The organism is Nitratidesulfovibrio liaohensis (assembly GCF_011682075.1).
GTDB classification, from domain to species: domain Bacteria; phylum Desulfobacterota; class Desulfovibrionia; order Desulfovibrionales; family Desulfovibrionaceae; genus Cupidesulfovibrio; species Cupidesulfovibrio liaohensis.
Map to the genome: position 1 here is coordinate 1 of NZ_VSMK01000197.1, position 21165 is coordinate 21165.

Sequence of the window (21165 nt, forward strand, 5' to 3'; positions counted from 1 at the left end):
CGCTGGCGCGCAACCCGGCCAAGCTGGCGGGGCGCCCATGGGCGGCCCACCCCGGCTGCACCATCGTGCGCGGCGACATGCTGGACGAGCCATCCCTGTGCGAGGCCCTGCGCGGCTGCGATGCGGTGTTCTACCTGGTGCATTCCATGAACCCCGCCGTGGCCGCCTTTGCCGATGCCGACCGCAAGGCCGCCTACTGCATGGTGCGCGCCCTGCAAGCCCTGCGCGGCACGCAGAGCGCCCTGCCCAGGGTCATCTACCTCAGCGGCCTGCTGCCTCCGGAAACGGACACACACGGGCACGGGGCCAGCCGCGTGTCCGAACACCTGCGCTCCCGTGCCGAGGTGGGCGAAATACTGGCCCTGGCAGACGCGCCGCTCACCGTGCTGCGCGCGGCGCAGATCATCGGTTCCGGCAGCGCCTCGTTCGAGATCATCCGCTATCTGGTGGACCGCCTGCCGGTCATGATCACCCCGCGCTGGGTCCACATGCAGTGCCAGCCCATAGCCATCAGCAACGTGCTGGAATACCTGGCGGGCTGCCTGGACCATCCCGAAACGGCAGGGCAGGCCTACGACATCGGCGGGCCGGACGTGCTGAGCTATCGGGAACTGTTCGACATCTACGCCCGACAGGCGGGCCTGCGACGACGGCTGATCATCCCCGTGCCCTTCCTGACGCCGGAGCTTTCCGCCCACTGGCTGCACCTGGTCACACCTGTGCCGGTGGCCCTGGCGCGCCCGCTCATCCACGGGTTGCGGCAGCGGGTGGTGTGCGGCGAAACGCGCATCCGCGACATCATCCCGCAAGACCTGCTGCCCTGCGACGAGGCCATCCGCCGTGCCCTGGACCGGCTGCGCACCCACGCCGTGCCCACCCGCTGGACCGACGCGGGCAGCCCCGCCGTGCCGGAATGGGTGGCTTGCGGCGATGCGGAGTACGCGGGCGGGCATCTGCTGGGGGATGGCTGGGGAGTGCGGCTGGCTGCCACGCCCGAAGCCGTGTGGAAGCCCGTGGAGCGCATCGGCGGCGATACCGGCTGGTATCAGGATGACGCCCTGTGGCGGCTGCGCGGCCTGCTGGACACCCTGGCCGGGGGGCCGGGGCTGCGGCGCGGCAGGCGCGACCCGGAAACCCTGCGCACGGGAGATGCCCTGGACTTCTGGCGGGTGCTGGACGTGCAGCCGGGCAAGCGGTTGCTGCTGCTGGCGGAAATGAAGGTGCCGGGCGATGCCCTGCTGGAATTCGTGGTGCGCCCGGTACCCGACGCGGAACATGGCGGCGATGCCGGGGCAACGGCCACGGGTGCCGCAGCCACGGAGTTGTGGATGCAGTCCTGGTTCCTGCCGCGCGGACTGGCCGGACTGGCCTACTGGTATGTCCTGCTTCCGGTGCATGGGCGCATCTTTCGGGGCATGCTGGCGGCCATCGCCACGGCCACGGGCGCGCCGATGCTGCGGCCCCCCTTCCGCCTGCCCGCGCAGCGCAACTTTGCCTGCGCCCTGCCCGGCGTTCCACCCGCCAGATCCTCCTCTTCAGCCTGACGGGCTCCCTGACTGCCGACCAGGAGCGGCGATAGTCACCCCCGCAAGCTTGCAGAGCAGCGTTCCGCGTTCAACTGGCGCAGTCACAGGCCTGCCGCGCGGCGCATGATGTTCCAAAAAAATGTGTATTATTTAAAACAGGTAACACGCTTGCGCACATACGATGTCACCATTCTGCCTGGCAATGGCCCCGCATGATGCCCATTGCCCATGTCATCGCAAATGATGTTACTCGCCGCCTGCGTTCATATTTTCTTTTATCTTTACAGCATGTTTCACGCGAAACGCACATCCGGAACAGTTGCTTGACCCTGGGTCGGCACAGACACTTTTCCGCACACTCATCGGTCACTTGCCGGACCAGCAAGGTCCCACCATCTCCCTCGCATGTATTTACCGAGCACTGGCGCCCATTAAGGGCGGTCAGAGCTGCAGCCACAATCGGCGGCTTTACGATGGCTTTCCCATGCCCGTAACGCAACAGCGCGCCGCCCCCCGCTGGGGACGACGCGCCGTGTGCGTATCTATAGGCAACGAAATCTATATGTTGGGCAGCTTCTGCACATCCAGCGTGGCAAGGTCGCCCTCGCCATCCAGATACGGGCGAATGGCGTCCATCTGACGGCGGAAGTCGGGCAGCAGCTTGCGGGCCACGGGTTCGGAGCGAGGGCTGATGTTCTTGGTGGGGTTGATGAACTTGCCGTCCTTCTTCAGGCGGAAGTCCAGGTGCGGCCCGGTGGCCCAACCCGTGGCGCCCACGTAGCCTATGACCTCGCCCTGCTTCACCGTGGCGCCCTTGCGCACCCCGCGCGCAAAGCCGGAAAGATGGCCGTAGTAGCTTTCGTACCCGTTGGCGTGGCGCAGGATGATCAGGTTGCCGTAGCCGTTGCCCCACCCGGCGGAGGCCACCACCGCGTTGCCCACGGCCTTGACCGGCGTGCCGGTGGGCGCTGCGTAGTCCACGCCCTGATGGGGCCGCACGTCGCTGAAGATGGGGTGCTTGCGGGTCATGGTATACCCGCTGGAAATGCGGGTGAACGACAGCGGCGCCTTCAGGAACGAACGCCGCATGGAGGCACCTTCCGAATTGTAGTACTGCGGAATGCCCAGGTCGTCGTGGAACAGGTAGGCGCGGTGTGTCTGGTCCTGATTGGTGAAGATGGCCGCCAGCACACGCCCATAGCCCTTGAATTCGCCGTCGCGGAAGCGCTTTTCCACCAGCACGGTGAAGTTGTCGCCCTCGCGGATGTCGCGGATGAAATCCACCTCCCAGCCGAAGATATCGGCCAGGCGGATGGCCAGGGTGGGCGATTCGCCCGCGTCGGCCACGGACTGGAACAGGTTGGATTCGATGACCCCCTCTACCCGCACCACGTCCACGTCGTACTGGATGGGTTCCACCCGGGCGGCAAAGGAATCGTCGGTCTTGCTGACGATGAGCTTCTGCGCGTTGTCGATCTCGTATTCGAAGCGCTCTATGCCGCCCATGCTGGCGTTGGCCACCACGGTATACGGCTGGCCGGCGCGCAGGCGGGCCAGCGAATAGACCTTCTCGCACGCGGTGACCATGGTGTGCACATCGACCGAGGACAGCCATTCCTGCAGGATCTTGGCCGCCGTGTCGCCGGAGGAAACCACCCCCTGCACCACTTCGGGCTGGCCTTCGCCCTGCGCGTTCGCACTGCCTTCGGCCCGCAGTTCCGGGGGCAGTTGCCCGGCGGGTGCGGTGGCGTTGCAGTCTGCCGCCGTGGTGTCGGCGGCTGTTTCGTCGGGCTGCTGGCCGCGCCGCAGCACGAACGGCGCCGCGGCCAACAGCAGAATGATCAGCAGGACGATTCCGGAACGCTTGGCGGAAGGCAACTGCATGAAACCTCGTGCAATGGGCAGACCTGAAAACAACCGGACGGCGGCAACCGGCCTGACATGTCGAACATATCGGACATATCGGACATGGCGGCCTGGCGCGCGGAAGATGGCGGTATGGTCTGCGCTTCGGTGATGGGGCGGCCCCGCGCCGCATAAGCCCGGTCCGGAAAACGAGAAAGACCGGGAAAGGGTTCGCGCCTGAACTGGCCGGGCTTATCCGGACCGAGCCCGAACTGGCCCGAACCAGCTCGGACTAGCCCGGACTACCCCGAACTGGCACAACGTGACGGGCCGGGGCTGGGCCAAGGCGACCACGGGAGCGCCCAAGGGGCTGCCTTGCCGTATTCGCGGCGCAAAAGGCAATGGGGGCGCGCCCTCGGCAGATCTTAACAGGCCTCGACAGGCGGGCGGGTCCAACCGAAAAGAACGGCCCAACCCTAGCCGCGCCGTGGGGAATTGTCCAGACGGCCGACGGATTCTGCACATCGTTGCACAAACGACCGCTGCGGCACGAAACCGGACCGACCCGGACCAAGATGCGGAACGGGCAGCCAGCGGCCCCTGCGGGCGCTGTGGCGCCATAAAACGGGGGGTACAAATTTCCTGCCCACCGTGTTGAGCGCGCCGACCTGACCGGTGACTTCTTTCTTCGGCCACCTGCCTCCTCCGGCACCCACCGCGCCCCGTCGCGTGGTCCCAGCCCGGTCGTCCCCAGTCGTTGCCCAGTCGCCATCCCGCCACCTGCATGGCAGTGCCAGATGTCCTCGCCGGGCCTGCACGCGCGAAAGCGCACGTCGCGGCTCCCGGGCGCGACAGCAGCCGCGCGCCAAGGCCTTGGCGCAAAGCCCCGCGCAGCGCACCGGCGGTGCCTTCTTGCCGCCGTACCGCGTCCGGGCCTGCGCCCGGCCTTGTTCCGGTTCGATGAATATGATAATGATGCGCACTTGGGCCACGGCAATCCGCCGTCTTCCTCCGTGCCAATCCGCTCCGCTTCCGCACCCCACTTTGGAAGCCCTTTCTGAAGCAGGCAACGCGGTGTCCGCAAAGGCAATGTGCACGAGCCGAAAGATGGCGACACGCGCCGTACCCGCATCCTGGGCCCGCGTCCCCACACCCGCAATGCCCGGCCTGGCCGGGTTCACACAGGACCTATCCACCGCCCGTGCTGAAAAAAGCCCTGCGCCAACACCTTCAGCAGACCTGCCAGGAGCAGGATCTGCGCCAGTGGTACGACCCGCTGGCCATCACCCTGAGCACCAACGACAAGCGGCTGGAGGTCCAGTTTCCGCACTCGTTCTTTGCCCAGTGGTTTTCGGCCACGGCGCAGGTGACCTTTGAATCGCGGCTGCGCGAATTTCTGGGCGACGGCTACGTGCTGCGCTATTCCTCGGGCAACGGCGGTTCGGCCCAGGCGGTTCCGGCACCCAAGACGGCCCGCCAGCTGGATTATCCCTTTGGCGCGCGGTTCACCTTCGATACCTTCCTGAGCAACCGCAAGAACCAGTTTCCCGTGGCCTCGGCCAAGGAAGTGGCCCGCGACGGCCGCGACCCGCACGACAGGGTCTACAATCCCTTCGTGGTGTGCGGCGGCAACGGCAACGGCAAGACGCACCTTCTTCGCGCCATCGCCAACGAACTGAGCCGATCACGCGATGAAAACGCCATATTCTGCGGCTCGGTGGACGAACTGGGCACCCGCTTCGAAGGCCTTTCCGCCACAGGCGCCGGGGCGGCGCAAGAACGCCAGCAGGCCCGCAGTCGCCTGTGCGCCCACGAGGTGCTGGTGGTGGACGACCTGCAACGCCTGCGAGACCAGCCCATTCTGCAGGACGAGCTGACCTTTGCGTTCGACCACTACCACGACAACGGCAAACAGATGGTCTTTGCCTGTTCCGGCAAGCTGGCCGACCTGGACTTTCTGTCGCCCAAGCTGCGCTCGCGTCTGGAATGGGGGCTGATCGTCGAACTGCGCGAACCCGACCTTGACGTGCGGCTGAAGTTCATCCAGCAGCAAAGCCGCTCGCGCAACATCCAGCTTTCCAAGGAACATGCCCTCACCCTTGCCCAGCGGTTCCGCGAATTCCGCCACCTGCAAGGCATCCTGGTCAAGGTTGGCGCCTACCGCCAACTGGTCAACCGCGATATCCAGGACCGCGAACTGGAGCAGATCCTGCGGCATACCGACAGCGGCAAGGGCAACAGCCTGACCCCCGACGCGGTCATCGCCGCCACGGCGGAACAGTTCGGCATCCCGGCCCGCGACATCATTGGCGACAAGCGCCAGCAGCACATCGTGCAGGCCCGCCAGGTGGCCATGTTCCTGTGCCGCGAATTGCTGGGCAGTTCCTTTCCGGCCCTGGGCCGGGTATTCGGCGGCAAGGACCACTCCACGGCCATGTACGCGGTACGAAAAATCAAGCAATTACAGCAAAGTGACAAAGATATGCAACTTTTGGTGACCGACCTCAAAAGAAAGTGCCTAACTCGGGCCGAATGAGCGCCCCCCCTTTCGGCTGTTCCTTCGGTTCCCACGCGGTGCATTGTAATGTTCGCGGAAATTCCAATTCATTTCCACATGTTGAACCGGTTGCGCACCTGGACACAGGCCCTGCTACTACAACAGGAGATCCAGATATGTTTCTGAGAATCCAGAAGGAAGATGTCATCGAAGGCCTGCAGAAGGCCGCCAGCATCATCCCCGCCAAGACGGGCGCGGCCTACCTGCGCTCCATCTGGCTGAAGGCCGAGAACGGTTCGCTCAGCGTGCTGGCCACCGACTCGAACATCGAGTTCCGGGGCTCGTATGCCGCCGACATCGAACAGCCCGGCCTGGCGGGCGTGCAGGGGCGCGCGTTCGTGGACCTGCTCCGCAAGCTGCCCGGCGGCCAGATCACCCTCAAGCTGGATGGCGAGAGCGGCAACCTGCTCATCGAGCAGGGGCGCCGCAAGTACAAGCTGCCGGTCAACGACCCGGTGTGGTTCCAGAACTTCTCGGAATTCCCCGCCGACGGCTCGGTGATGTGGTCCGGCGACTACCTGCAGGAACTCATCGACCGCATCGCCTTCTGCATCAGCGACGAGGACGCGGTGGAAGCCATCGCCTGCCTGTCCCTGAAGCCCGGCGCCCAGAACGCCATCGAGGCCTGCGGCCTGAACGGCCACCAGTTCGCCATGCTGCGCTTCACCCATGACGAGCTCATGGCCATGCTGCCGCCCGAAGGCATCCTGATCCAGAAGAAGTACCTTGGCGAGCTGAAGAAGTGGCTGGGTACCGACGAGGTGGAACTGAACATTTCCGAAAAGCGCCTGCATTTCCGCACCGGCGACGGCAAGGAAACCTTCAGCCTGCCGCTTTCGTACTACCAGTACCCCGACTACATGAACTTTCTGGCCAAGCTGTCCGCCGATTCCGTGTCCAAACTGGAGTTGCCCCGCAAGGACGCCATGGACGCCCTGGACCGCCTGCTGATCTTCAACACCGACTCCAACCGCTGCACCTACTTCGACCTGGATTGCAACGGTGGTGGCGTCGGCGAAGTGATGCTGTCCGCCCAGGGCCAGGACGTGGGCTCGGCCACCGAAACCCTGGAAGCCACCTACAGCGGCGACATCAAGAAAATCGCCTTCCCTACCCGCAACCTGATCGAAATCATGGGCCACTACCGCTCCGAACGGCTGGGTCTGACCCTGACCGGCAGCGAAGGCCCCTGCGGGCTCAGCGGCAGCGACGACAGCGAATACACCGTGATCATCATGCCCATGAAGATCGTGGAAGAGACCTACTACAGCGAAGAGGAAGTGTAGGGGGTGTATCCAAATTGTCCTTTCGCCCGTTGGCTGCGTCAAACTTCGCCTGCCATGTCGGTCGAATACGATAAGATATACTCCCTCATGGCAGGCTTTTTTTCCTTGCCAACGAACGAAAATCCTAATTTGGAAACAACCCCTGGCGCGCAGTGCCGCTGCGGTACCTTTGCCAGCCGCCGGGGTGAGTCACCCAGACGCTTTATGCGGGGTGCAGGGGCGGCAGTCCCTGCCCGCCGGAGGCGTAAAAAAAGTCTCAACCCCAAGCCTTGAACGCTGAAAATCCGTAAGTTGGAGACAATCCCAAAGATGACCACTCCCACGGGACAGACCTATACCGCAGACAGCATCACGATCCTCGAGGGTCTGGCTGCCGTCCGCAAGCGCCCTGCCATGTACATCGGCTCCACCGATGCGCGGGGCCTGCACCACCTTGTGTACGAGGTGGTGGACAACTCCATCGACGAGGCCATGGCGGGCTACTGCTCGCGCATCGTGGTCAAGCTGCACCTCGACAACAGCGTCACGGTCAGCGACAACGGCCGCGGCATCCCGGTCGACCTGCACCCCAAGGAGGGCAAGCCCGCGGTCGAGGTCGTCATGACCAAGCTGCACGCGGGCGGCAAGTTCGACAACGACGCCTACAAGGTGTCGGGCGGCCTGCACGGCGTGGGCGTGAGCTGCGTGAACGCCCTTTCCGAGTGGCTGGAAGTGACCGTGCGCCGCGACGGCAAGCGCCACCGCATGCGCTTTGCGCGTGGCGCGGTGCAGGGGCCGCTGGAGTTTCTGGGCGAATCGGCCAACCACGGCACCACGGTGCACTTCAAGCCGGACGAGGAAATCTTCGAGACGGTGCAGTACTCGTACGAGACGCTGCGCAAGCGCTTTGAGGAACTTTCGTACCTCAACAAGGGTCTTGAAATAGAATTCACCGACGAGCGCAGCGCGGAAACCCACGTGTTTCGCGCCGATGGCGGCATCCGCCAGTTCGTCAAGGACCTGAATTCCGGCGAAAGCGGCATCCATCCCATCATCGACGGTGAAGGGGTGACCGACGGGGTGACCGTGGACTTCGCGTTGCAGTACAACGCGGGCTACAAGGAAAACGTGCTCACCTTCGCCAACAACATCCGCACCAAGGAAGGCGGCACCCACCTTGCCGGGTTCAAGACGGCGCTCACCCGCGCCATCAACGGCTACATCAAGGGCCAACCCGACCTGGTCAAGAAGATGAAGGGTACCGTGCTGTCCGGCGATGACGTGCGCGAGGGCCTGACCTCGGTGGTGTCCGTCAAGCTGCCGCAGCCCCAGTTCGAGGGCCAGACCAAGACCAAGCTGGGCAACAGCGAAATCGCGGGGCTGGTGGCCGGCATCGTGTACGACAAGCTGAACGTGCACTTTGGCGAAAACCCCAAGGACGCCCGGCTGATCATCGACAAGGCCGTGGACGCCGCCCGCGCCCGCGACGCCGCCCGCCGCGCCAAGGAACTGGTACGCCGCAAGGGTGCCCTGTCCGACAACTCGCTGCCCGGCAAGCTGGCCGACTGCCAGTCCAAGGACCCGGCGGAATCGGAACTGTTCATCGTGGAAGGTGACTCCGCAGGCGGTTCGGCCAAGCAGGGCCGCGACCCCTCCACCCAGGCCATCCTGCCGCTGCGCGGCAAGATCCTGAACACCGAGCGCACCCGCTTCGACAAGATGCTGGCCAACAAGGAAGTGAAGGCCCTCATCACCGCCATGGGCGCAGGGATAGGCGAGGACGACACCGACTACGACAAGCTGCGCTATCACAAGGTCGTCATCATGACCGACGCCGACGTGGACGGCGCGCACATCCGCACCCTGCTGTTGACCTTCTTCTTCCGGCAGTATCAGGAGCTCATCGACCGCGGCCACCTGTACATCGCACAGCCGCCCCTGTACCGGGTGCACAGCAGCCGTTTCGAAAAGTTCATCAAGGACGATCCGGAGCTGAACGCCTTTCTGCTGGAACGCATCAGCAACGACATCACCATCCGCACCGAATCGGGCTGCGCCTTCACCGGGCCGGACATCGTCTCGCTCATGAAGGCCATCGAACTGGTGTCCGCCAAGGTGCGCGACGTGGAAAACATCGGCATCGCCCGCGAACTGTTCCTGGCCTTCATCGAGTACGAAACCCGCATCGAACCCCAGTGGTTCACCGAGGAAGACCCCAACGGCCTGCGCCAGTGGCTGGACGACCGGGGCTACTCCGTGTTCGCGGAACGCGAAGACACCGACGAGGACAGCCGTACCTTCGTGGTTTTCGAAGACACCAACGGCCACCGCACCCGCGTGGGGGCCGAGTTCTTCCACTCCAAGATGTACCGCCAGGCCTGGGACGCCCTTGCCGACATCCGCACCCGCTGCGGCAGCCTGCGCTGCACCGTGGACCGCAAGGGCGAAACCAGCGAGGCCGAGGACATCTTCGACCTGTTCCGGCTGGTGCTGGACGAGGCCCGCAAGGGCATCAACATCCAGCGCTACAAGGGCCTGGGCGAAATGAACCCGGAACAGCTGTGGGTAACCACCATGAACCCGGAAAACCGTACCCTGCTCCGCGTCACCGTGGACGACGCCGAAGAAGCCAGCGAAGCCTTCGAACAGCTCATGGGTGACCGGGTGGAACCCCGCCGCGAGTTCATCGAGCGTAACGCCCTGTCCGTGCAGGAGTTGGATATCTAGAAGAGTTTGGCGAGTGCCGGGGAGGGGACCCTTTGGAAAGGGTCTCCCTCCCCGGACCCCTTCCCCCCAAACTTTTTATAGGGGTGGCTGTTCTCCCTTATTGAGGGGGTGCAGGGGACGGCAGCTGTTAGGTGAGCGCGTAGCGCGAACCTTACGGATGGCGATCGCAGCGCGCGATAGCCCCTTGCCCGCCGGAGGCGTAAAAAATATCTCCCCTCCATGGTCGTCGTCAGACCGCCGGAGGCTCAGTAAAAATCTGTTCTCTCCGGGTGTAGTCGTAACAGCGGCAGCCCATCGAGAAGCGAGGCAAACCAGTGTCGCAACAGGTCAGCATAGAAAAAGAGCTCAGGAAGTCGTACCTCGAGTACTCCCTGAGCGTTATCATCGGCCGCGCCATCCCGGATGCGCGCGACGGCCTGAAACCGGTGCACCGTCGCATCATGTTCGCCCAGCACGAGTTGGGCAACGGCTACACCCGTCCGCCCAAGAAGTCGGCGCGCGTGGTCGGTGACGTCATCGGTAAATACCACCCGCATGGCGATTCCGCCGTGTACGACGCCTTGGTCCGCATGGCGCAGGATTTCTCCATGCGCGATCCCCTGGTGGACGGGCAGGGCAACTTCGGCTCCATCGACGGCGACGCCGCGGCGGCCATGCGATACACCGAAGTGCGCATGTCCCGCCTGGCGGGCGAATTCCTTGCCGACATCGACAAGGAGACGGTGGACTTCAGGCCCAACTACGACAACACCCTGCTCGAACCTTCGGTGCTGCCCACCAAGGTGCCGAACCTGCTGCTGAACGGTTCGTCGGGCATCGCGGTGGGCATGGCCACCAATATCCCGCCCCACAACCTGGGCGAGCTGTGCGGCGCTCTGCTGCACATCGTGGACGAGCCGGGCTGCACCGTGGAAGACCTGATGGACCATGTGAAGGGTCCGGACTTCCCCACGGCGGGCTTCGTCTACGCCGGGCAGGGCCTGTACGACGCCTACACCACCGGGCGCGGCACCGTGAAGGTGCGCGGCAAGGTGGAGATAGAAGAGCGCAAGAAGGGCCTGCAGGCCATCGTCATCCGCGAGATTCCCTTCGCGCTCAACAAGTCAAGCCTGGTGGAGAAGATCGCGGCGCTGGTCAACGAGCGCAAGATCGATGGCGTGGCCGACCTGCGCGACGAATCGGACCGCAAGGGCATCCGCGTGGTCATCGACCTCAAGCGCGGCACCATCCCCGACATCGTGGTCAACGCGCTGTACAAGTACACGCCGCTGGAAAGCTCGTTCGGCATCAACATGCTGGCCGTGGTGGGCAACCGCCCGCAGCTGCTGAACCTGAAGCAGGCGCTGGAAATCTTCCTCGAGCACCGGCGCGAGGTGATCATCCGCCGCACCCGGTACGACCTGCGCAAGGCAGAGGCGCGCGCCCATATCCTGGAAGGCCTGCGCATTGCCCTCGACAACATCGATGAGGTCGTCGCCCTGATCCGCGCGTCCAAGACGCCTCAGGATGCCAAGGACGCCTTGATGGCCCGCTTCGAGCTGTCCGAGGCCCAGGCCCAGGCCATCCTGGACATGCGCCTGCAGCGCCTGACCAACCTCGAACACGAAAAGTTGGTCGAGGAATACAACGAGTTGCTGAAGAAGATCGAATTCTTCAAGTCGATTCTGGAAAACCCCGAGGTGCTGCGTTCGGTCATCCGCGAGGAAATCGGCGAACTGCGCGACACCTTTGCGACGAAACGCCGCACCGAGGTGCTGGAAGAAGAGCTGGACGGCATCGACATCGAAGACCTTATCCCCGACGAGGACGTGGTCATCACCCTGTCGCGCCGCGGCTACATCAAGCGCACCACGCTGGACAACTACCAGCAACAGCGCCGTGGCGGGAAGGGCATTGCCGGGGTGCACACCTCGGAAGACGACTTCGTGCAGGACTTCCTGACCACCACCAACCACCAGTACCTGCTGCTGTTCACCAACCACGGGCGCATGCACCAGATCAAGGTGCACCGCGTGCCCGAAGGCAGCCGCACGGCCAAGGGCGTGCACATCGCCAACCTGGTGCAGCTGGACAAGGACGAACTGGTCACCAACGTGCTCACCGTGCGCGAGTTCGCCGAGGACCGGTACTTCCTGTTCGTGACCCGGCGCGGCATGGTCAAGCGTTCCAGTGCCTCGCTGTACGCCAAGTGCCGCAAGACCGGCCTCATCGCCGTGGGCCTGCGCCCCGAGGATGAGCTGATCATGGTGCGCGAGGTGGACGAGCACTGCCACATCGTGCTCACCACCAACGACGGCATGGCCATCCGATTCCAGTGCGAGGACGTCCGGCCCATGGGCCGCAGCGCCACAGGCGTCAAGGGCATCGCCCTGCGCGGCAAGGACCGCGTGGTGGCCTGCGTCATCCTGGCCGAGGAAGACACCACCTCCATGATCATGTCCGTTTCGGCCAACGGCTTCGGCAAGCGCACCAACGCAGACCTGTACCGCGTGCAGTCGCGCGGGGGCGTGGGGGTCAAGAACTTCAAGGTCACCCCCAAGACCGGCGACGTCATTGGCGCCATGCCCGTGCGCGACGATGACGCCCTTGTCCTGCTCACCTCCACCAACAAGATCCTGCGCATGGGCCTCAACGACGTGCGCAGCGTGGGCCGCGCCACCCAGGGCGTGCGCCTGGTGCGCCTGGATGAAGGCGCCCTCGTGGTCGGCTTTGACCGCATCGACGAACGCGAAGTGGTCGAGGGTGAAGAGTAGACGGAGTTAACGCGGGGGAGGCGAGGGAAACTTTTCCAAAAGTTTCCCTCGCCTCCCCCGCACCCCCTCCACTCCCTTCAAAACGTTTTGTTTGGTTTCGCGCAGCCTCGATCCAAGGTACCGTCCATGGCGAATGCCAATGAAAACCAACCTGCCTTCCTGGTTAATCCCCAAGTAAAAAGTTTGGGAGAGGGAGGGGTACGGGGAGGGAGAACCTTTTTCAAGCGGCAGCCGTTACACGAGCGCGCAGCGCGAAGGTTCTCCCTCCCCGTGCTTCTGTCTTTTCTCATAGCTTTACTTTTCGTGCTTGCTGGCTGCGAGAAGGCGGCGCCGCCGGACGACATGGCGGATGCGCGCAAGGCGGCGGGCGAGCGGCGCTACGGCGAGGCTGAGAAGTTGCTGGAGCGGTACCTGCGTTTGAACCCGGAGGGTGAGGAGCGTTGGGAGGCGTGGCAGCGGCTGGTGCAGATCACCCAGGACGTGCGGGGTGATGAGAAGGCGGCCATGGAGTTGCTGGAGGCCATGTACCTTGAGTTCGGCATGGACGGCGACAAGGCGCGCGAGGTTCTGGTGCGGCTGGGCGGCCTGCTGGAGACGTCCCGGCGCTGGGACCGGGCGGCGGACGTATGGCGCAAGCTGATGGAGGTGCCGGACCTGCCGGGCGACGAGAACGCCCGGGCCCATCGGCGGCTGGGGCGCATTCATGCCTCGCGGCGCGAGTTCGGCATTGCGGAGGACGTGCTGCAACAGTGTCTGCAACTGAAGGCCACGGAGGCTCGGCGGGCCGAATGCCTGTACGATCTGGCCGACGTGCAGATGTCCATGGAACATTTTGCGCGTGGGGCGGACCTGGCGCGACAGATACTGGCCATGCCGGGCGCGGACAAGGAGTTGAAGGCGCTGGCCGGGTTCCTGCTGGGCGATGCGCTGGAACAGCAGGGCAAGACGGCTGAGGCGCTGGTCGTGTTCGAATCGGTGCGCGAGACGTACCCCAACGAGATGGTGGTGGATACGCGCATCCGCCAGTTGCGCAAGGGGCGTTAGGCGCAGGAAGAAGGGCGCATGGGTGCCGCCACGCGGTGCGACCGCCGTTCCCCAGAGGGGGGAGCGGCGGTCGCGTCGTTTCATGGGCCGAAGAAGAGCTGTGGGCAAACGGACGATGCGGACCGGATGCCGGGGCTGTCCGACCGCGTTGCGCAACCTGCCCGCAGGGATCGCAAGCACGCTCAACGGCCACGCTTCGGCCAGCGAGCGAAGACAATTTACAAGAGCCTCTAGGCGGCCACCATCACCGTGCACGGCGCTTCGCGCACCACATGTTCCGCGGTGCGGCCCACGTCAGGTTCTTCAGTGGAACCGGTGCCATGACGCCCCATGACGATGAGGTCGCAGTGTTCGCGCAGGGCCACTCCCAGAATGGTTTCCGCCGCCGGACCTTCCACGGTGTGTTCCATGTACCGGACTTGATGGTCCTGCAGGATGTCGCGTGCGGGACCCACTCGTTCGTGGGTGGATGGTGGCGCGTACCCGGAAAACTCCGGCATGGCACCGGTCCCCGCCGCCGAAAGTGGCAGGGACAGGGAAGGATGCGGGTCGGCGCAGTGCAGAAGGATGACCTCCGCTCCGGTGAGGTTGGCGATGAGGGCGGCCTGGCGCGCCGCACGGTAGGAACCCTGGGTTCCGTCAATGGCCAGCAGAATGCGAGATGGCTTGATCATGTATTCCCCTTGTCCGTCCCCCCGCTCCCTTGCGGGGAATGCGGCGGCGTGACAGCGCGCGGCAAGGCGGTGCACACAGGGCCGGGCAGACGGACTTGCCGTTACCATACCCGCTCGGTGGGGACTGGGCAATGGGGGTGGCGAAAAAATGGTGCTATTGCTTGCTTTGCGGGTGGGTGGGCGGCGCGGAAAATGAAAACGCGGCGCGGGGTTGCCCCGGCGCCGCGCGCACGTGAGATTTTTGAGACGAAGTTTAGAATTCGAGATTGCCGGGTGTCCGGGGAAAGGGCACCACATCGCGGATGTTGGCGATGCCGGTCAGCAGCATCAACAGCCGTTCGAAGCCCAGGCCGAAGCCCGCGTGCGGCACGGAGCCGAAGCGCCGCAGATCCAGGTACCACCAGTAGTCGTCGGGGTTCTGGTCCATTTCGCGGATGCGCGCTTCCAGCACGTCCAGCCGTTCCTCGCGCTGGCTGCCGCCGATCAGTTCGCCGATGCGCGGCACCAGCACGTCCATGGCGGCCACGGTCTCGTTGTCGTCGTTCAGGCGCATGTAGAACGCCTTGATGGATTTCGGGTAGTTGTAGACGATGACCGGTTTGCCGAAATGTTCTTCGGCCAGGTAGCGTTCGTGCTCGGTCTGCAGGTCCAGCCCGAAGGACACGGGGTAGTCGAACTTCTTGCCGGAGGCCTTCAGCAGTTCGATGGCCTCGCGGTAGGACACCCGGGCAAAGGGCTGGTCCGCGATGGTGCGCAGCCGTTCGATCAGCCCGTTGTCCACGAAGCGGTCGAACAGTTCGATGTCGGCGGCACAGCGTTCCAGCACGCGGGTGACAACGGTGCGGGTCATGGCCTCGGCCAGTTCCATGTCGTCGTTCAGGTCCGCGAAGGCGAATTCCGGCTCGATCATCCAGAATTCGGCGGCGTGGCGGGCGGTATTGGAGTTCTCGGCGCGGAAGGTGGGCCCGAAGGTGTAGACCTTGCCAAGGCCCATGGCCAGCGCCTCGGCCTCCAGCTGGCCGGACACGGTGAGGTTGCATTCCTTGCCGAAGAAGTCGGCCTCGAAGCGGTTGCCGGAGGGCGGAACCGGGGTGCCTGATGCGCCGGACGCGGGCAGGGTGGTGACGCGGAACATCTCGCCCGCGCCTTCGCAGTCCGAACCCGTCAGAATGGGCGTGTGCACGTGGAAGAAGCCGCGCTCGCGGAAGAATTCGTGGATGGCGTAGGCGGCCTCGGACCGGATGCGGAATGCCGCGCCGAACTTGTTGGTGCGCGCGCGCAGGTGGGCGATGGTGCGCAAGAATTCGTCGGAATGGCGCTTCTTCTGCAGCGGATAGGCTTCCGCGTCGGCGCCGCCCAGCAGAATCAGGGCGGCGGCGCGCACTTCCCACTTCTGGCCCTTGCCGGGCGATTCCACCAGTTCGCCGCGCACGTCCACTGCCGCGCCGGTGTTCACGTCCTTGATCACGGCGTAGTCGGGCAGGGCCTCGTCCACGATGCACTGGATGTTGGCCAGGCACGATCCGTCGTTGATTTCGAGAAACGAGAAGCCCTTGGCGTCGCGCCGGGTGCGCACCCAGCCGCAGATGCGGATGTGCGCCACGGGGGCCTGGGCGGTAAGGGCATCGGCCACGGGGGTGCGGGCCATGGAGTTGGCGGAAGCGGTCATGCGGCGTCTCCTTGGTGGTCGGTATGGCGGCCCGGCGTGTGGTGTGGCGGGCGGTGTATGCGCAGCGCGCGGCGGGCGCGGGGTAACGCGCGGCGGGCGCGGCGCATGTGAAAAGGGTGTACGGTGCAATGGTGGGGCGGTCAACGGGGTGTGGGAGGGGGAGGGGGGCAGGGGGAGGGGAATGAGAGAAGAGGGAGAAGAGAGGAAAGGGAGAGGGGGAGAAGAGGAGCGTTGTTTGGACACGCTTCTACGAAGACAGTTCTGCCCTGTTGGCAACGCCCGATTTCGTTATGCCTCCGGCGGGCAAGGGGTGTTGTAACGAACACCCCCTGCACCCCCGCGTTCCAGGGGCTCCGCCAGCTCTGCTATCTTCATCCGTAAGACTCGCGTTTCACGCTCGCCTAACGGCTGAAGTCCTTGGAACCCCGTGTTGTCATGCGCGGCGTCCCTTCGGCGGCAGCTTCCCTCCGACGCAAGGCGCCTTCGGGCGATCTGCCACCGGTGACGCCAATGCGCATGGTGCTCTCGCCGTGGTGATGAAACGGGAGCCTGTATCCACAGGAATCCTGCACCGCATTACCCGCCGGGCAGCTTCCCTCGGCCAGAGCGCCTTCGGGTGATCTGCCCGGCGGAATGCGTATGTGCGCGGTGCTCCCGGTGGAGTGGCGGAAAGAAGAAGCCTTCACCGTAACGCTCGGCGTAAAGCGTGTCTTGCTGCCAAAGCCCGGTTGCACACGCTTCTACGCACGGGCATTGTCGTTGGACAGTGATGCAAAGCTCCAAAGTTAGGATGCTATTCCTTGGGAAAGGGCATTCCAAAGGGCCGTGGAACAGGCAGCAGGGCGAGCAGGTACGGCAAAGGCTTGGAGCGTGCGGCGCGGGCGTGCTAGAGTGGCGGCAAGGTTTGCTGTGCGAAAAGATGGGGCGGCGTGTCGTGAAACGGTTGACGAGCGGCAGCCATTTCACTATCAGTAATTATTACTGATTAAATCGCAAAGGAGCACATCCATGGAAGATCAAGTTCTCAAAGCCATGAAGGAAGCGGGCAAGCCCGTGCGTCCCGGCGACATCGCCAAGGCCCTTGCCGTGGATTCCAAGGACGTTTCCAAGGCCATCGACGCGCTGAAGAAGGCCGGCAAGATCCACTCGCCCAAGCGCTGCTTCTACGAGCCGGTGGCGTAACGCCCGGGGGAGGGCACCATGAACGGATGGTAATCGCACCGGGACGATGCGGCAGCCCGGCAAAAGGCCGGGCAACCTGACCCACCCGTTTCAAAACCCCCGCCATGTCCGCAAGGGATGGCGGGGGTTTTCCCTTGCAGGCGGCTTCATCCTGCGGATTCGGCCTTGCGCGGGTTCATGACCGTTGGCGGGGCCTGATATCCCAGAGATTCCGTCGGCCCGGTGATTCCGATGAGCTCCCGTGGTGGCTTGTGGAGCCCGGATGCTGATGAGATCGGTGCACGGCAGCGGGATGTGCCCCCCCGCACGTTTTTCCTCCCTGATTGTTGACAAACCCGGTGTGCTGGGGCAATGTCTGCTCCGCGCCCGGCCAAGCCGGTGCGTCCCAACACGCCTGGGGCTGTAGCTCAGTTGGGAGAGCGCTTGAATGGCATTCAAGAGGTCAGGAGTTCAATTCTCCTCAGCTCCACCAGAAAGGATAAGGGTTCCACATCACTGTGGAACCCTTTTTCCGTTCCGGGCTCGGCGTCCATCCCTTGCCGCGTCTGCCGCTGGCGTATTTCCGCACGACAGGTGCGCGGCCCGCATCCCCCATCAATTCTTCCGGCCTCGGCTCAGTACGCCGTAAAGGTGTCCTTGGGGCGGAAGCAGATGGGACACTTCTCGAAGTCCTCGCCCTTGTGGATGTATCCGCAGATGGGACACAGGTAAAACTTGTCGTCGTCCGGCGCATCCAGGTCGTTGTAGGCGGCCAGGTAGCGCTCGGCGTGCACGGATTCGGCCAGCTTCGCCCGCGTGAACACGTGGACGGCCTTGCTGTTCCCTTCTTCCTGGGCCTTCCTGATGAAGGCCGGGTACATGTCCGACGTCTCGTAAATTTCGCCGTTGGCCCCGGAAATGAGGTTCAGGTCGCACGCCTTGGCGGCGGGTGCGGTCGCCGTGGGCTTCACGTAGCCGGGTTCCATTTCGGCCACCAGGGTATACTCAAGATCGATGTGGATCAGCTCGGCCGCCGCCGTGGCTTCGAAAAGCCGGGCGATCTGCGTGTAGCCATGCTCGCGGGCGGCCTTGGCAAAGGCCGTGTACTTGGCGTGTGCCCCGGTTTCACCGGCAATGGCGGCCTTGAGGTTCTCGAGGGTGCTGCCCACAACGGTTTTGCTGTCCGCCACCGGATTGAAATTTGTAGCGTTCTTGACCGTGGGTATCTGCGCGCGAACTTTCATGGATGCCGACTCCTTCTTGGTTGGGGTGAAGTGGCCCTGTGCGTCTTGCAGGATAATGACAACCAAAAACGTTTATTCAGTGCGTTCTCATATGCCACAGTATCTGCCCCCGATCGTCGAGTGCGTCAAGTTTTGGGGCGTTTTCAAAGTGGCTGTCACAGCCGCAATGTGTCTCGCGGCACATCGGCGCATGCGCTCCGGCATCCACGCCTGACAAAACGCGGCATGACATGGTGTCCGGCTACCTGTACCCCCTCGCAGATGGACCGGGCCAAGGCCTTGATGGGCTGGGCATGGTGCGGGGTGGGTGGGCCGTGCATCGTACCCGTTTACATTGCTTTACGTTCGGACCAAGGAATGCGAAGGCTGGCAGACAACACCGGCAGGCTGTCGGCGGGCGGGTTCCCGTGGCGAATACCACTGGACGCTCACCGACGGGTTCCGGAATGCCATCGGGGCGACCTGCCCCCCGTACGCCCACCCCGACGCGCCAAGGTTCCCGCATGCAACTGAACGCCATCCTGTGCCTGTGGAACGAGGAAGACATCATCGCCTCCACCGTGCGGCACGCCTTTGCCCAGGGGTGCGACAACGTCTGCTTCGTGGACAACGGCAGCACGGACGACACGGTACGCGTGGCGCAGGAGGCCGGGGCACGGCTGGTGGCCTCCTTCCGCACCGACGTCTTCGATGAATCCAAAAAGGTGCACTACCTCAACGCCGCCGTGGAGGCCCTGAACAGGGCCTCGTCCCATGACGTCAACTGGTGGCTGTATATCGACGCCGACGAGTTTCCGGACCTTGGCCCCGGCCCCGGTTATGGTGCCGACACTGGTCCTGACGCTGTCATGAGCCCGGCGTTGACCCTGCGTGACTTCGTGGCCGGACTTCCGCCATCCGTGGGCGCGGTGCACGGGTACATGCACGACCACCTGCCCACGCATCGGCCCTATTTTGCCTCCGGCTACCATCCGGCGGACTTCATGCCCCTGTGCGTGAACACCGGCGTGGAAAAGGTGCCGCTGCTCCGTTACGTGCGGGGTGCGCCGCACGTAGCCTCCCTGGGTGGTGCGCACACCTTCGACCCCAACGGCAACACCTTCGACGTGGCGCACGGCGCCCTGAACATCCACCATTTCAACTACCGCGACCTGGACCGCACGCTGGAACGGCTGGCCCGGCTCGTCAGCCGCAACGCGGATGGCACCAGCCGCATCGACTGGATGGATGCCTACACCCGCAGGGTGCACGGCAAGGACAGGTCCATGTACCACGAACGGTACGCAACCCTGCGCGAAACCTATGCCCGCAACGCCGGCCGGGCGCTGAAGACGCGCAGCCCCGGCTATGCCTACGGCAGGCTGGCCCGCTGGTACGACGTGCACGCCGACAAGGACATCCCCTCGGCCACGCGGCTGGAAACCTGCATTTCCAACGGGCTGCATCACCTGTTCTGCGGTCACCACGACCTTGCCCTGTGCCGGTTCAACGACGCGCTGGAGCAACCCTGCCCCGACACGACCCGGTTGTGGCTGCTGATCCGGATGGCGGAATGCTTCGCCCATTCCGACAGGCAGGCCAGCCGCGAGATCGTTGCCGCCATCCGTCCTGCCTGCGATGCGGAAATGGCCGCCTACCTGCACACGCTGCCGATGTGACGGGATGCCGCCGGGCGCTGCCGGATGCCGCCGGGCGCGCAACACCGGATGACACCGCACGGGCGCGCGTGATCGTGCACGCTGGCCCCCGGTACCGGACACGTTGCCTTCGTGTGTCTTGTGCCCCGAAATAATGGCGATACGCGGGCAAGGGTGTATTCTGAAAAGTACACAGCCCGTTTCGGGCGCATGGCGGCACCGCTTCCGCTTCATCTCCCCGCTCTCCCCTCTCCCCGTTCCCCGTTCCCGTGTCATCCCCGCGTGCATCTCCGTTCTGCCGCCACCCGAGCCTCGTGGTACGGAACAGCTTCGCTTCGAGGTACAGCAACCTGTCACGCAAGGGGACATCTGCATGGCACGCACCACTGAAACGGCGGAACATGCCCGCCTGCGCTCCTGCGGCGAAAGCACGCACTCCTGCACGACCAACAGCCATCCATGGAAGAAATGGGGTCCCTATCTCAGCGAGCGGCAATGGGGCACCGTACGCGAGGATTACAGCACCGACGGCGACGCCTGGAACCACTTCACCCACGACCAGGCACGCTCGCGGGCCTACCGCTGGGGAGAGGACGGCATTGGCGGCATCAGCGATGACCGGCAAGTGCTGTGTCTGGCCGTGGCTCTGTGGAACGGGCGTGACCCGATCCTGAAAGAGCGGCTGTTCGGCCTCACCAACAGTGAGGGCAACCACGGCGAGGACGTGAAGGAATACTACTTCTACCTCGACAGCACTCCCACCCATTCGTACATGAAATACCTGTACAAATACCCGCAGACGGCCTTTCCCTACGACGATCTGGTGCGCACCAACGCCCGGAGAACCAGGCTCGATCCGGAATACGAGCTGCTGGATACGGGCTGCTTTGCGGACGACCGCTATTTCGACGTGTTCGTCGAGTACGCGAAGGAAGGCCCCAACGTAAGCGTCACATCACCTCCTTCTACCGCCCTCGTTTGAAATCCTGCATGCTCATCCTCCAATCAAGGAGGTGCGGGTATGCCGTCGAATCGCAGGCGAAGGTCGAAAAAGGAGTCTTAT

Annotated in this window: 13 protein-coding genes and 1 tRNA gene; 10 read left to right on the plus strand and 4 right to left on the minus strand. The window is 64.2% G+C overall.

The window, feature by feature from the left end; genetic code table 11:
- On the plus strand, positions 1-1544 hold a 1544-nt coding region (locus FVW27_RS07810; protein WP_167124112.1), incomplete at its 5' end, for an SDR family oxidoreductase.
- Between the two features lie 540 nt (positions 1545-2084).
- Here FVW27_RS07810 and FVW27_RS07815 read toward each other — a convergent pair.
- Positions 2085-3410: a M23 family metallopeptidase gene (locus FVW27_RS07815; RefSeq protein ID WP_167124114.1), complete on the minus strand. Its 1326-nt coding sequence runs from the start codon at positions 3408-3410 to the stop codon at positions 2085-2087.
- Positions 3411-4572: 1162 nt separating this feature from the next.
- On the opposite strand from FVW27_RS07815, the gene FVW27_RS07820 reads away from it, so the two are divergent.
- The 5 genes from FVW27_RS07820 to FVW27_RS07840 all read left to right on the plus strand — a co-directional run bounded on the left by FVW27_RS07820 (position 4573) and on the right by FVW27_RS07840 (position 13717).
- Positions 4573-5907 carry a DnaA ATPase domain-containing protein gene (locus FVW27_RS07820; RefSeq protein WP_167124116.1) on the plus strand — a complete coding sequence of 445 codons (1335 nt, stop codon included), beginning with the start codon at positions 4573-4575 and terminating at the stop codon, positions 5905-5907.
- A gap of 137 nt (positions 5908-6044) precedes the next feature.
- Positions 6045-7214 (plus strand): DNA polymerase III subunit beta, encoded by a 1170-nt coding sequence (locus tag FVW27_RS07825; RefSeq protein ID WP_167124118.1) that lies wholly within the window; start codon positions 6045-6047, stop codon positions 7212-7214.
- 309 nt (positions 7215-7523) lie between these two features.
- Positions 7524-9920, plus strand: a complete 2397-nt coding sequence (gene gyrB, locus FVW27_RS07830; RefSeq protein ID WP_167124120.1) for a DNA topoisomerase (ATP-hydrolyzing) subunit B — start codon at positions 7524-7526, stop codon at positions 9918-9920.
- Positions 9921-10234: 314 nt separating this feature from the next.
- Positions 10235-12673, plus strand: coding sequence for a DNA gyrase subunit A (gene gyrA, locus FVW27_RS07835; protein ID WP_167124122.1), 2439 nt, complete (start codon positions 10235-10237; stop codon positions 12671-12673).
- A 270-nt stretch (positions 12674-12943) separates the two neighbouring features.
- The gene (locus FVW27_RS07840) at positions 12944-13717 is read left to right on the plus strand and encodes a tetratricopeptide repeat protein (RefSeq protein ID WP_167124124.1); all 774 of its coding nucleotides are present in this window, start codon (positions 12944-12946) and stop codon (positions 13715-13717) included.
- A gap of 230 nt (positions 13718-13947) precedes the next feature.
- Here the strand turns inward: FVW27_RS07840 and FVW27_RS07845 are convergent, their stop codons facing one another.
- A complete protein-coding gene (locus FVW27_RS07845; RefSeq protein ID WP_167124126.1) occupies positions 13948-14391 on the minus strand; it encodes a universal stress protein in 444 nt (147 codons plus the stop codon).
- Between the two features lie 253 nt (positions 14392-14644).
- The gene (asnS, locus tag FVW27_RS07850) at positions 14645-16039 is read right to left on the minus strand and encodes an asparagine--tRNA ligase (RefSeq protein ID WP_167124132.1); all 1395 of its coding nucleotides are present in this window, start codon (positions 16037-16039) and stop codon (positions 14645-14647) included.
- A gap of 1029 nt (positions 16040-17068) precedes the next feature.
- Here asnS and FVW27_RS07855 point away from each other — a divergent pair.
- Both FVW27_RS07855 and FVW27_RS07860 read left to right on the plus strand, forming a co-directional pair.
- Positions 17069-17242 carry a helix-turn-helix domain-containing protein gene (locus FVW27_RS07855; protein WP_007525427.1) on the plus strand — a complete coding sequence of 58 codons (174 nt, stop codon included), beginning with the start codon at positions 17069-17071 and terminating at the stop codon, positions 17240-17242.
- A gap of 396 nt (positions 17243-17638) precedes the next feature.
- A tRNA-Ala gene (locus FVW27_RS07860) sits at positions 17639-17714 on the plus strand.
- 142 nt (positions 17715-17856) lie between these two features.
- On the opposite strand, the gene ngr is transcribed toward FVW27_RS07860, so the two are convergent.
- Positions 17857-18465 (minus strand): nigerythrin, encoded by a 609-nt coding sequence (ngr, locus tag FVW27_RS07865; protein WP_167124128.1) that lies wholly within the window; start codon positions 18463-18465, stop codon positions 17857-17859.
- Positions 18466-18968: 503 nt separating this feature from the next.
- Between ngr and FVW27_RS07870 the strand changes: the two genes are divergently transcribed.
- Positions 18969-20123 carry a glycosyltransferase family 2 protein gene (locus FVW27_RS07870; RefSeq protein ID WP_167124130.1) on the plus strand — a complete coding sequence of 385 codons (1155 nt, stop codon included), beginning with the start codon at positions 18969-18971 and terminating at the stop codon, positions 20121-20123.
- Positions 20124-20475: 352 nt separating this feature from the next.
- Positions 20476-21084 (plus strand): hypothetical protein, encoded by a 609-nt coding sequence (locus FVW27_RS07875; RefSeq protein WP_208294693.1) that lies wholly within the window; start codon positions 20476-20478, stop codon positions 21082-21084.
- Positions 21085-21165: the final 81 nt, after the last annotated feature.